9 protein-coding genes and 1 pseudogene are annotated in these 12,670 nt (G+C 71.9%); 3 read left to right on the top strand and 7 right to left on the bottom strand.

Annotated elements, in window-relative coordinates; genetic code table 11:
- Window positions 1-110 precede the first annotated feature (110 nt).
- Entirely contained in the window at window positions 111-878 is a 768-nt protein-coding gene (locus Q3W68_RS25455) for an enoyl-CoA hydratase/isomerase family protein (protein ID WP_302907844.1), read from the bottom strand.
- Between the two features lie 43 nt (window positions 879-921).
- On the bottom strand, window positions 922-1,149 hold the full coding sequence (locus Q3W68_RS25450) for a helix-turn-helix domain-containing protein (RefSeq protein WP_007072022.1): 228 nt from the start codon (window positions 1,147-1,149) through the stop codon (window positions 922-924).
- Window positions 1,150-1,471: 322 nt separating this feature from the next.
- On the opposite strand from Q3W68_RS25450, the gene Q3W68_RS25445 reads away from it, so the two are divergent.
- Entirely contained in the window at window positions 1,472-2,083 is a 612-nt protein-coding gene (locus Q3W68_RS25445) for a cadmium resistance transporter (protein ID WP_368045767.1), read from the top strand.
- Window positions 2,084-2,104: 21 nt separating this feature from the next.
- Here Q3W68_RS25445 and Q3W68_RS25440 read toward each other — a convergent pair whose 3' ends face one another.
- Complete coding sequence (locus Q3W68_RS25440; RefSeq protein WP_302907841.1) at window positions 2,105-3,712, bottom strand: ABC-F family ATP-binding cassette domain-containing protein; 1,608 nt, start codon at window positions 3,710-3,712, stop codon at window positions 2,105-2,107.
- A gap of 247 nt (window positions 3,713-3,959) precedes the next feature.
- On the opposite strand from Q3W68_RS25440, the gene Q3W68_RS25435 reads away from it, so the two are divergent.
- Entirely contained in the window at window positions 3,960-4,874 is a 915-nt protein-coding gene (locus Q3W68_RS25435) for a neutral zinc metallopeptidase (RefSeq protein WP_302907942.1), read from the top strand.
- 17 nt (window positions 4,875-4,891) lie between these two features.
- Here Q3W68_RS25435 and Q3W68_RS25430 read toward each other — a convergent pair.
- Both Q3W68_RS25430 and Q3W68_RS25425 read right to left on the bottom strand, forming a co-directional pair.
- Window positions 4,892-6,055: pseudogene (locus Q3W68_RS25430) on the bottom strand (RCC1 domain-containing protein); the annotation flags it as partial.
- A 165-nt stretch (window positions 6,056-6,220) separates the two neighbouring features.
- Window positions 6,221-6,859 carry an acVLRF1 family peptidyl-tRNA hydrolase gene (locus Q3W68_RS25425; RefSeq protein ID WP_302907840.1) on the bottom strand — a complete coding sequence of 213 codons (639 nt, stop codon included), beginning with the start codon at window positions 6,857-6,859 and terminating at the stop codon, window positions 6,221-6,223.
- Window positions 6,860-7,055: 196 nt separating this feature from the next.
- Between Q3W68_RS25425 and Q3W68_RS25420 the strand changes: the two genes are divergently transcribed.
- On the top strand, window positions 7,056-7,451 hold the full coding sequence (locus tag Q3W68_RS25420; RefSeq protein ID WP_302907839.1) for a hypothetical protein: 396 nt from the start codon (window positions 7,056-7,058) through the stop codon (window positions 7,449-7,451).
- Between the two features lie 111 nt (window positions 7,452-7,562).
- Here Q3W68_RS25420 and Q3W68_RS25415 read toward each other — a convergent pair whose 3' ends face one another.
- Both Q3W68_RS25415 and Q3W68_RS25410 read right to left on the bottom strand, forming a co-directional pair.
- Entirely contained in the window at window positions 7,563-11,267 is a 3,705-nt protein-coding gene (locus tag Q3W68_RS25415) for a M12 family metallo-peptidase (RefSeq protein WP_302907838.1), read from the bottom strand.
- 352 nt (window positions 11,268-11,619) lie between these two features.
- Window positions 11,620-12,285 carry a LysE family transporter gene (locus Q3W68_RS25410; RefSeq protein WP_302907837.1) on the bottom strand — a complete coding sequence of 222 codons (666 nt, stop codon included), beginning with the start codon at window positions 12,283-12,285 and terminating at the stop codon, window positions 11,620-11,622.
- Window positions 12,286-12,670: the final 385 nt, after the last annotated feature.

The following is a 12,670-nucleotide window of genomic DNA, read 5'->3' as shown; positions in this document are numbered from 1 at the left end:
CGGGTCGTCGGGGCAGCATGAACCGTCGGAGTCCATTCTCCCGACGCCTGTGACAACCTCGCGAGTAACCCAGATCTTCCCGGACGGTCCTTACGAAATCGCCGTCCCGGCTATTCGCCCCGCCCGGCCAGGTCCCGGATCCGCCGGGTCTGCGCCTCCCGCTCGGCGCGCTGCTGCTCGGCGTGCGAACGCCCGGCCGCGCCCGCGAGCAGCGCCTTGATCTCGACGATCGCGTCCCGGTTGTTGGCCAGCAACCCGGCGGACAGATCCCGCACGGCGCCGTCCAGTTCGTCGTTCGGCACCACGAGCGTGGCCAGGCCGATCCGGTCCGCCTCGGCGGCGTCCATCCGCCGGCCGGTGGCGCAGATCTCCAGCGCCCGGGAGTAGCCGACCAGCTCGACCAGGCGGCGCGTGCCGGCCAGGTCGGGAACCAGACCGAGGGTCACCTCGGCCATCGAGAGCTTGGCGTCGGCGGCCAGCACCCGCATGTCGCAGGCCAGCGCGAGCTGGAAGCCGGCGCCGATGGCGTGGCCCTGCACGGCGGCGATCGACACCACGTCCGGCCGGTGCAGCCAGGTGAAGCCGCCCTGGTACTCGGCGATCCGGTCGGCGCACTCCGCCTCCGGCATCGCGGCCAGCTCGGCGAAGGAGCCCGGTCCGGTCGCACCGGCGACCGCCAGGTCCAGGCCCGCGGAGAAGGCTCGCCCTTCTCCGCGTACGACGACGATGCGCACGTCGCCGGGCAGGTCGCGGGAGAAGTCGCTCATCGCGCGCCACATCGCCGGGGTCTGCGCGTTTAGTACGTCGGGCCGGCACAACGTCACCGTCGCGACCGGCCCGTCGCAGTCGAAGCGCACTCCGGTCGTCTCGGCGGTCACCGGACGCCCCGGAACGCGCTGATGGACGACGCTGGGGGGCGGGTCACGCCTTCTTCCGGCGCCGGGCGCCGCCGCGCTGACGCAGCTGCACCCCGGACTCGGTGAGCACACGGTGGATGAACCCGTAGGAACGGCCCGTCGAGGCCGCCAGAGCACGGATGCTCTCACCCCCGGTGTACCGCTTTACCAGGTCTTTGGCGAGCGTCTGACGCTCGGCCCCGACGATCCGGCGACCCTTCTCAGTGCTGGTGGCTGTGCCGGTGGCTGCCATGCTGATTCCTCACGTCCCAGACTGTGCGGTTCGGATACGGTCCCACCTATTAGACCGCCTCGGACGATCATGCGCCAGATATCAACTATTCGCCAACCGACACGCTACGCAATGTCAGCTTCCCGATAGAGTGATCCTTCCGGCCGATTGATCCGTACCGGCCCGCCGGACGAGCCCGTCCACGCCACTTCGGCGAAGTGGCGGCATCCTCCCGCATGATCGACACCAATTCCCCGAAGTGGCTGCATCGCCACGCCCCGGATACCGCCACTACGGCGAACTGGTGTGGATCATTGCGGTGGCCGGTGCGGCGGGCCGTATCGTGCCCGGGGTGCTTGACGTGCTCACCGCCGCGGCGGGTGCGGCCGGTGTCTTCGCCGCCACGAACCTCGACGACATCGTCGTGCTCACGGTTCTCTTCGTGGCCGCCCGGCACACCGGGCGGCCCCGGCCGTGGCAGATCGTCGCCGGGCAGTACGCGGGCATCGGCGCGCTCGTCGGGGTCGCGGTGGTGGCCGCCGCCGGGCTGCTCGTGGTGCCGGACCCGTGGCCCGGCCTGCTCGGACTGCTGCCGGTCGCACTCGGCGTCCGCGCGTTGCTGACCCGGCGCGACGACGACGAACCGCCGGCGGTGGTCGGCAGCCTGCTCGGCGTCGCCGGGGTGACGATCGCGAACGGCGCCGACAACATCGCCGTCTACGTGCCGGTGTTCCGCTCTCTCGACCCGGTCACCGGGCTGATCTGGCTGCTGGTGTTCGCCGTGCTGGTGGCCGTGTGGTGCGCGGTCGCCGCCGCGCTCGGCGGGCACCCCCGGGTGGTGGCGCTGGTCGGCCGCGCCGGCCACTGGCTGGTCCCGGCGATCTTCATCGCCATCGGCGCGACCATCCTGCTCACCTCCGGCATCCTCCCCCACCTGGCCGCCCTGCTCCCCTGACCGGGGAAGGACGGGCGGGGGTCAGGCCAGCTCCACCAGCTCCAGGAGGTCGTCGGACCAGGCGTCCTCGTCGCCGTCGGGGAGCAGGATCGCGCGGTCCGGCTTGAGCGCGCTGACCGCACCCGGGTCGTGCGTGACCAGCACGATCGCGCCCGGGTAGCGGGCGATCGCGTCGAGCACCTGCTCGCGGCTGACCGGGTCGAGGTTGTTCGTCGGCTCGTCCAGCAGCAGCACGTTGGCGCCGGAGCAGACCAGCGTGGCCAGCGCCAGCCGGGTCTTCTCGCCGCCGGAGAGCACGCCGGCCGGCTTGTCCACGTCCTCGCCGGAGAACAGGAACGCGCCGAGGATCTTGCGCAGGTCGGTGTCGGTCTGGTCGGACGCGGCGCTGCGCATGTGCTCCAGGATCGTCCGGTCCACGTCGAGCGTCTCGTGCTCCTGGGCGTAGTAGCCCAGCCGCAGCCCGTGCCCGGGGCGCACCTCGCCGGTGTCCGGCTCCAGCAGCCCGCCGAGCATCCGCAGCAGCGTGGTCTTGCCGGCGCCGTTGAGGCCGAGGATGGCCACCCGGGAACCCCGGTCCACCGCCACGTTGACGTCGGTGAAGATCTCCAGCGACCCGTAGGACTTGGACAGGCCGGTCGCGGTCAGCGGCGTCTTCCCGCACGGCGCGGGGCTCGGGAACCGTACCTTCGCGACCTTGTCCGCGACGCGGACCTCGTCGAGGCCGGAGAGCAGGCGCTCGGCGCGCCGGGCCATGTTCTGCGCGGCGACGGTCTTGGTGGCCTTGGCCCGCATCTTGTCCGCCTGCGCCATCAGCGCGCCGGCCTTCTTCTCGGCGTTCGCGCGCTCCCGGCGGCGGCGGCGCTCGTCGGTCTCCCGCGCCTCCAGGTACGCCTTCCAGCCCAGGTTGTACGTGTCGACCACGGACCGGGTGGCGTCCAGGAACCAGACCTTGTTGACCACCGCCTCCAGCAGCGAGGCGTCGTGGGAGATCACGATCAGGCCGCCCTTGTGGTTGGCGAGGAAGCCGCGCAGCCAGGTGATCGAGTCGGCGTCGAGGTGGTTGGTGGGCTCGTCGAGCAGCAGGATGCCGCCGCCGTTCTCACCGGCGTCGCGGAACAGGATCCGGGCCAGCTCGATGCGGCGGCGCTGACCGCCGGAGAGCGTGCCGATGGTCTGCGCCAGGGCGCGGTCGGGCAGGCCGAGGTTGGCGCAGATCCGGGCCGCCTCGGCCTCGGCCGCGTAGCCGCCGAGCGAGGCGAACTGGTCCTCCAGCGCGCCGTAGCGGCGGACCAGCCGCTCGTCGTCGGCGCCCTCGGCGAGCTTGTCCTCCAGCTCCTTCATCTGCGCCATGAGCACGTCCAGGCCGCGGGCGGAGAGCACCCGGTCCCGGCCGGTGACGTCCAGGTCACCGGTACGCGGGTCCTGCGGCAGGTAGCCGATGGCGCTGCGCCGCTCGATCTGGCCGCCGTACGGCTGACCCTCCCCGGCGAGCACCTTGAGTGTGGTGGTCTTGCCGGCGCCGTTACGGCCGACCAGGCCGATCCGGTCCCCCGGCTGCACCCGCAGGGTGGTGTCGGACAGCAGGATCCGGGAACCGGCGCGCAGTTCCAGGCCGGTGGCAGTGATCATCTCGGAGTACTCGCTCTCGGGTCCGGAAAGGCTGATTCAGGGCACGCGAAAGCGCCGGCGGGTGGTGATTTCCCGTCGGCGCGGGGCCGTTCAGCCTTCGCAGCGCAGCACGGGAGCAAGTGTACCGGGCTCCGCCGGACGCCTCCGCCGGATTACCGCACAAGATCATCGGGTACGGAAACCGCCGTCCGGACCCGGTCCGGTACCGCAACCACCACATACGGACACATCGGTGATCGGGGTCAACATGGAGCTGAACGAGAACGCGCGGGTCGACACCAGCCAGGTGGACGACCGGCGAGGGTCCGGCGGAGGCGGCGGGATGGGCATTCCGATCCCGATCGGCGGCGGCCGGGGCGGGATCGTGGGCATCATCATCGCCGTACTCGTCGCCCTGGTGGGCGGCGGTTTCGGCCTCAACGCCGCCACAAACGGCGGCGGTGACGAGCAGGGCGACAACACCTCGCTGGAGCAGAAGTGCTCGGCGCAGGACGCGCTGAAGCAGCTCGACTGCCGCAACGCGCTCTACGTCAACTCGATCCAGGCGTACTGGCGTACCGCCATGCCGGAGGCGTTCGGCGAGCAGTACCGGCCGTCGAAGACGGTGTTCTTCAGCCAGAACGTGAGCACCGCCTGCGGCGCTGCCGACTCGGGCGTCGGCCCGTTCTACTGCCCGGCCGACGACCTGGTCTACATCGACCTCAGCTTCTACAAGCTGCTCGCCGACCAGCTCGGCGCCGAGGGCGAGTTCGCCCAGCCGTACGTGCTGGCCCACGAGTACGGCCACCACGTGCAGGACCTGCTCGGCACCGAGGCGCAGATGCGCCGCCAGCAGCAGCGCGACCCGCAGAACGCCAACGCGCTCTCGGTCAAGCTGGAGCTGCAGGCCGACTGCTACGCCGGGGCCTGGGCGAAGAACGCCACCGGCACCGCCGACGACAAGGGCCAGAAGATCTTCACCAGCATCACCGAGCAGGACATCTCGCAGGCCATCGACACCGCCGAGAAGATCGGCGACGACGCGATCCAGCAGCGGTCCGGCCGGCCGGTGAACCCGGACGAGTTCACCCACGGCAGCTCGGAGCAGCGCAAGCAGTGGTTCACCAAGGGCTTCACCACCGGTGACCCGAAGTCCTGCGACACCTTCGGTTCGGGGGCCTGAGCCGATCCGCCCGTCGGCCCGTCGCCGAGCTGGCCTCCGCTGTTGTCGCCCCAGCACCACAGGCCGCCGTCGGTGCGGATCGCGCAGCCGTGGTCGGTGACCGCGAGCCCGCCGGTCCAGGTGGTCGCCGTGCCCGCCTGGACGGGCGCGGACCGGTGGGTGGTGCTGCCGTCGCCGACCTGTCCGGCCGAGTTCTTGCCCCAGCACCACAGGCTGCCGTCGGTACGCGAGGCGCAGCTCGTGTCGCTGCTGGCGGCGATCCGGTTCCACGTGCTGGCGGTGCCGATCTGCACCGGCGCGGTCCGGTACGAGCCGGTCACGCCGAGCTGCCCGTATCCGTTCTCACCCCAGCACCACAGCGCGCCGGAGCGGACCCCGCAGGTGTGCGCGTACCCGGCCGCGACGCCGGTCCACCCGGTCGCGGTGCCGACCTGCGCGGGCGCCGTCTGAGGGGCCAGGTTGCCCAGTCCGAGCTGGCCGTCCGAGCTGGACCCCCAGCACCAGAGCGTGCCGCCGGTCCGGATACCGCAGGTGTGCCCGAATCCGGTCGAGACGCTCACCCAGTCGGTCGCCGTGCCGACCTGCAACGGCGTGTTCGCGACGTACGGCGAGGCGCCGACGCCCAGCTGGGTGGTCCGGTTGAAGCCCCAGCACCAGAGCGTGCCGTCGGTGCGGATCCCGCAGGTGTGCTGGGGGCCGGCGTCGACCCGTGCCCAGGTGGTCGCGGTGCCGACCTGCACCGGAGCGCTGCGGCTGGTGGTGCTCCCGTCGCCGAGCTGGCCCCGGAAGTTCGAGCCCCAGCACCACAGCGTCCCGTCCGCGCGGACCGCGCAGGTGTGCCCGGAGCCGGCGTCGACGTTCGTCCAGGTGGCGGTGCCGACCCGCGTCGGGGCGCTGCGGTTGGTGGTGGTCCCGTCGCCGAGCTGGCCGCCGTAGTTCGAGCCCCAGCACCACAGTCCCCCGTCCGTGCTGATCGCGCACGTGTGCGCGCCGCCCGCGGTGACGCTGGTGACTGTGGGCGCGGCGAGCGCGGCGCGCTGCACCGGGCCGGCGTTCGCCGTACCCGCGCTCAGCGTGGCGGTGAGCACGAGGCTTCCGGCGCTCATCGCCGCCGCCGCGACGAGGAGTCTCGTCGCACGGCGCCACCGGGCCCGCAGCCGGCCGTCCTGATATCCGCTCATGAAGTTGTTCTCTCCCAACGATGTCGGCGCGTGATGGCGGAGGCGAAGCGGGCCCTGCGGGTCGCCCGGAGACCCGCCGCTTCGTGACACCGACCTTATGCATCGAGTCGATTCGATGCATCATCGAGGAGCGGGATTGCGGCGTCTTGAGGTGATCTTTCCTGTTCAGCGGACCAGGATGTGGACCGCGCGGGCGGCGGCGACGGCGGCCACCAGCACCGCGTGCCGGGGCTCCGGCACGTCGAGCAGGCGCGGCGCGCGCAACACCACGAGCGGGGCCAGCCGCCGGTCGGCCAGCACCGTGTCCACCGCGCGCCGGTCGCCGCCGCACACCAGCGCCGCCAGCGTGCCCGCCTCCGGCAACAGCAGGCGTACGGCCAGCTCGGCCGCGTCGCCCAGCGCGGCCTTAGCCTGATTGTCGCGCCGCCGGGCGAACCGCTGCTGGGACCAGCCGCCCGCCGCGGTGCGCCCCTGCACGTACCGGGTGTCCACCTTGGAGACCACCAGGTCGGTGCCGTCGGCGACACCGACCGCGACGGCGCCCTTGCGGGCCAGGAGCAGACCGAGCCGGCGGGCCGCGCCGGCGGCGGCGACGAATCCGGGTACGTCCGCCGACGCGCTCGCGCCGGGCGGGGTGTGCAGCTCGGCGGTGGCGCCGTCCGGGGCGGTGAGCAGCAGCCCGTACTCCTGCGCGGTCGTCGTCGGCGGGCCGTGCCGGCCGCCGAATCCCTCGACCCAGCGCGCGACGCGGCCGGGGTCGACCTCGACCCACCGGCCGCCGCCGGCGGCGGGTCGGCTGCTCATGCCACCGACCCTACCCAGCGACACGGCCGGGCCGGTCGGCCCTCGGGCGGCGCCAGCCGCCGCCATCGCGGGCCGGAATCCGCGACGCTCCGCAACATCAATTAGCGTCCAATCCGGCAGAATGCAAGTACTTGACTGGTCAAATGACCGTTGATAACGTCGCTTGTCAATCAACAACTATTCCGAGAGGTGCCTCGTGCTGCTGAAATCCATGGCCCTGACCGCAACCGTCGCCGGTTTGCTGGCCACCGCTGCCCCCGCCTCGGCGGCAGCTCAGGCAAGCTCCGACGAGGCGTGGCCACCCGGGAACTGCCAGCCCGGTACGTTCTGCGTCTGGCCCAACTGGGCCTTCCCGGCACCCGCTCCCGTCGAGACCCCATCCCTGGTGACCAGCAGTGAATGGTCCGGCAGCGTGCCGGCGCTCACCTACTACAACTACACGTCCCGAAACGTCGACATGGAATTCGTCTACACCTGGCCCGACGGGTCCACGACCACCCGCACCACCTGCGTGCCCCGGGGCGGAAACATCTTCTACGTGCCGATGGCCGTAACGAAACTGAATTGGCACGAGGGCGCCTGCCCCGCCTGAACTGTTCGCCAATAAACGTCGCCGGCTATTCCGAATCGCGGCTGGCACGACCAGAAAACTGCGCGGGAGGACACCGTGGCCGGTGCCCTCCCGCGTCAAACAGCGTGTGGATCAGTGGACGGTGAGGTTGCCGCCCTTCAGCTTGACCTCGGCGGTCGCGCCGCCCGTCCAGTCGGACGAGAAGAGCAGCGAGCCGCCCCGCCACAGCGTGACCCCGACGGTGTCGTTCCTACCGGGGGCGCCCCGGTCGGTCACCGTCACGGCCAGCGTCAGGCCGGAGGCCACCTGCTTGCCAGTGCTGTCGTACAGGGCGGCCTGGTAGCGCACCTGGGCGGTCCTGCCCGCCGAGGTGACGCCGAGCGCGTCGACGGTGCCGGCCTTGATCGTGTACGACTTCCCGCCGGAGCGGAACTCGACCTCGGCCTTGCCCGTGGCGGCCTTGTTCGCCTTGCCCGGCTTCGCGTTCAGCTCCACCTCGACTGTGGAGTTGACGTCGGCCGGGTAGGTCCCCGCCGGGCGGGTGGCGGTGAACTCGCCGCCGCCGGTGAGGAACCCGCCGTCGGAGACGGCGACTGTCACCTGGGCGGTGGTGCTGCCCGTGTAGTTGCCGCCCACAGTCGCGGTGACGGTGTGCGTGCCCTTCGGCAGGGTGGCCGTGCACGCCGCGGACGCGGTGGTGGTGGCCGTGCCGAGCAGGTCGAGCACGCCGGTGCAGAGCGGCACGCCGTCAGTGACGAAGGTGACGGTGGCGGTACGGATGTCACCGGCTGTGGTGTCCGTCGCCCCGGGCAGCACCGAGCTGTCCCGGACCACGGCCCGCAGCAGCACCTGGCCGGACGCGCCGCTGGTCGCGGTGTTGACGAGCGTGTCACCGGCCCAGCTGACGGCCGCGTCCTCGGCGGCGACCGTGACGGTGAACGAGGTGCTGCCGGTCAGTCCGGAGCCGTCGGACACGGCCACGGTGACCGGGTAGTCGCCCGGGGCCGCCGTGGTGGTGCCGGCGACCGTCCAGGTCCGCGAGCCGGGCCGGGCGTCGGCCGCCGAGGTGCTCGTGACCGCCAGGGACAGGCCGGCGGGCAACCCGGTGGCGGCAGCGCTCAGGTCCGCGCCCGTGGTGTCGCCGTCGGTGGCGGTGACCGTGACGGCCGGCGAGAGCGCGTCGCTGTACTGCACGTGTACGCCGCCGTCCGGGGCGGTGCTGGTGACGACCGAGGCGGACCGGATGGTGAAGTCGGCGTCGTTGACGTCGAAGAAGACGTTGCCGACCGCCTCGATCTTGATCCGGGCCTTCCCGGTCGCCACGTTCGGCAGCGTCACCGTCGCCGAGCCGGTGTTTGCGGCCCGCTCGGCCAGCACGTACGGGAAGGTCCGCCCACCGTCGGCGGACAGCGAGATCTTCACCTGCGCGGCGTTCACCGGCGCCACGTCGGTGCCGGCGACGTCCCACGTCACGGTCTGGGTCGAGCCGCCGTCCAGGACGGCCGCGGTGCCCTGCGAGGTCACCAGGAACGGACCCGCGTCCGGCGCCAGCACCACGGCGACGTCGGCACTGCCGATGCCACCGCCACCCAGCCGCCCGTCGCGGGCGGTGAGCTTGAAGTGCAGGGTCCGGTCACCGGCGATGCCGACCCAGTCGCGGGTGGGCAGGAACTCCGAGTAGCAGTCGACCAGCTCGGCCGGCACGTTCGAGGCGCCACCGGTCGCAGGCGGCGCCGGGGCGGCCGGGCAGGTGCCGGTGGCGGCGTTGGTGTTGCCGGCCAGGATCTGCGACATGTCCGGGAAGACGCGGGTCGAGTCGGTGGTGACCGAGTTCAGGCCCGGCGAGTGGTACTTCAGCGTGTCGGTCGGCGACACGATCGCCGCCTCGCCGAACACCCGGAACAGCGGGCCGTTGACCTTCGTGTTGTTCGTCAGCGCGGTGCCGGTCGTGGCGCCCCTGTCGTTCTGCTCCCACAGGTAGGTGACCGTGTCGCCGTCGGCGTCGGTGGCGCTGCCGGTCAGCGCGAACGGCGTACGCACCGGGATGGTGACGGTCTCCGGCACGGTGACCACCGGGGCGTGGTTGGTGGTCTCCTCGACCACCCAGCCGCCGTTGTCGATGGCGCCGCCCTTGGCCGTCTCGCCGACGAAGCCGGAGGCGCCGGCGGCGTTCGTCAGCTCCAGCGACGCCACGTTCGTGGTCGCCAGCGTGCCGCCGAAGGTCACCTGGAAGCCGTTGTCGTTGAGCGTGCCGCTGCCACCGAACGCGGCCACCGTGACCGTCGCGCCGGCTGGCCAGCCGGCGATGCCCTCGACGGCGGCCTTGATGCCGGCGGTGGTGTAGTTGACGCCCCGCACGATCGGCGCCGAGTCGGCGCCCGCGTAGCTGATGGTGAACGAGTCACCGTCGGCGTCGAACCCGTACAGCGAGACGGTCTGCACCTCGTTGATCGCCGGGCGGTTCGAGGTGACGTAGTTGGTGATCTCGGTGTAGCTGCGGTGCGACCAGTACGGGTCGCTGTGCGGCTGGAGGTTGTCCTGCTGGCAGATGCCCGCGTACGCCATGATCGACGAACCGCTGCCCGGCTCGTACGAGTTGGCCGCGCTGCGGTTGCCGCCCGAGCAGTTGTACTGCGTGCCGTTGAAGGTGTGGTTGCCGGCGAACTGGTGACCCATCTCGTGCGAGACGTAGTCGACCGCGTAGAAGTCGCCGACCGGCGTCGGCAGGCCGGTGCAGCCCTGCGCCTTGCCGTTGCCGCCGATCACGCCGAGGCTCGCCACACCGCCGCCGTTGACGCCCAGGCCGACGTGGCCCACGTCGTAGTTGCTCGCGCCGACGAGCTGGCCGAGCACGATCCGGTTACGGCTGAGCGTGCCGCTGCCGCAGGAGGTGAGCTGCGCCGGCGTGAAGCAGGCCGCCGCGCCGCACGGGCCGTTCGGCTCGGTGGCCAGGGCCGGCGTGTTCAGGTTCGTCTTGTCCGTGTCGTTGATCAGGACGAGCCGGGTCGCGGTCTCGTCCTCGTAGATCTGCGTGACCCGGTTCATCAGCGTCACCTTCGCGGCGGTGACGTTCTCCGCGCCGAAGTAGGTGGCGTACGACGGGTCGGTCACCAGCGCCACGCGGTAGGTGCGCAGCTTCACCAGCGGCCCGGCCGGGACCTCCGCCTCGGCGATCTCCTCGGCCAGCGCGTGCGCCTCCTGCGTGACGTCCTCACGCTCGACGAACTCGCCCTCGGGGTGCTCCAGGTCGCGGGCGAAGTAACTCGCGTACAGGCTCTGGTCGCGCTGGTAGTACGGGTCGATGTACCAGTTGCCCTCCGCCGAACGGATCGAGGCGTGGAACCCGAGCGGGGTGAGGTCCGCGCGGATGGTCGCGGTCGGGTCGTCCAGGCCCTTGCCGGCGTACGTGGTGATCTCCGGGTGCTCGGCGGCCAGGCCGGCCTCCATGACCGGCGAGTCGACCAGCTCGAAGCGCTGGAACGTGCCGTCCGGAGCGGGCAGTGACACCACCTGCTTCGGCACGCGGGCCACCGCCACGCGCTGCTCGGCCGGCGCCTTGTCCAGCAGGCCCTTCATGCTGCCGCGGTCCAGCTTGTACGCGGCCAGCCGCTTGGCCTTGATCGCGGCCTTGCGGCCCGCCTTGGAGGCGGCCGGCTTGCCGTCCACCTTCTGCCACGGTCCGTGGACAGCGGGTGCGGCGGAGACGGGCGCGGGCGCCGCGAGAACGGGAAGCGTCGCCGCGGCCAGCGCGGCGACGAGGAGGGCAGCGGTCCGTCCGCGCCGAGGCAGGCCGGCGGGTTGCCGGTCGCGCGGCGGACGCCCCAGGGTGGTCCTCAAGTCTTCTCCCTGTGCGGTCGGGTGTGGACCGACGCACGACCGGCGGAGGTGACCGGACGTACGTGAACGGTTCACGGATTGTTCCGTGACCCTAGGACCACTCGCGACCGCGAACATCACCCGCAAAGATGATGTGGTTCTGTCTGGACGGTGATCCGGGCGTCCCGGCTCGCGGGATCCGCGCTTCGCCGGGCCGAGCCGGTCGGCCCGACGGCCGAGGACACCTGTGGTCGGACGAAGGACCCGGAACGGCTCCTTCCGTCACCCGCAACCGCCGTTTCGGCCGATCCGCTGGTAACAGATCATGAACCGGCCCGAAATCCAGCCGGTACATCGCTGCTGTCCCCTTCGGTCAGACACCGAGCACTGTGGCGACCGCGAGGGCAGCGACGATGACGCTGGACAGCAGCGCTGTGATCCGCCGCCCGCGGGGACCGGTGAGGGCCCGGCCGATCAGCGAGCCGCCCCCGGCGATCAGCAACTGCCAGCTCGCCGAGGCGAGGAACACCCCGGCGGTGAAGGCGGCCGCGCCGACCGGGCCGGAGCCGAGCACGTCACCCCGGCCGAGGACGAGCGCCACGAAGTAGACCACAGTGGCCGGGTTCAGCAGGGTCAGCGCGAGAACCGCGCCGAAAGCGCGCACCGGCGTGTCCAGCCCACCACCCCGCGCGCTCGGCTCCGGCGTCGTGGCCGAGGGGCGCAGGGCGCTCGCATCCGGCGTCGTGGCCGGCGGGCGCAGCGCCCGCCAGGCGGTGAGTGCGGCGAGGGCCAGCAGCACCCCTGCGGCGAGCACCCGCAGCGGACCCGCGAACGGTGCGAGGCCGGTCGCCACCGCGGCGCCGCCGAGCGCCGCCACCGCCGCGTAGAGACCGTCGGCGGCCGCCACGCCCAGCGCCGCCGCCGAGCCGACCCGGAACGAGGTTCGCGCGCTGAGCCCCAGGATGAGGATCGCGATAGCGCCGACCGGGATGGCGACGCCGTAGCCGGCGACCAGGCCGGCGAGGAACGCCCCCGTCACGACGACGGGTGGTGGGACGAGGCGGCCGGCGGCAGGGCGCGCTGTCGGCGTGCGGCCACGGCCGCACGGACAGAAAGCTGCTTCGGGCACGCCTCGATCACCGCCAAATCCTGCGTCAGCCCTCCCCCACCCCGCCACCCCATTTCCCACCCCGCCCCGTCCCTCGCCCTCTCCCCTCCCCCCTCCTCACCGATCTGCGGCCCCGGATACGACAGAAATATCCGTTTCGCCCGGGCAGAATATGCAAGATCGCCGGGGGGGCGGGCTGGTAGAGCGGTGCAGCGCCGGCTCGGCTCGGGGGGAGGGGGGAGAGAGAGATCTTGGTACGGAACGGCCCCTGTGAGGGCCACTTCGTACCAAGATCTTCGGGGGACGCGGTCCTGGA

Origin of the sequence: Micromonospora sp. C28ISP2-4, from assembly GCF_030519385.1 — a bacterium.
Classification (GTDB): domain Bacteria; phylum Actinomycetota; class Actinomycetes; order Mycobacteriales; family Micromonosporaceae; genus Micromonospora; species Micromonospora tulbaghiae.
Note: the sequence above shows the minus strand (reverse complement) of the source record. Positions and strands in the feature narration are given on the sequence as shown.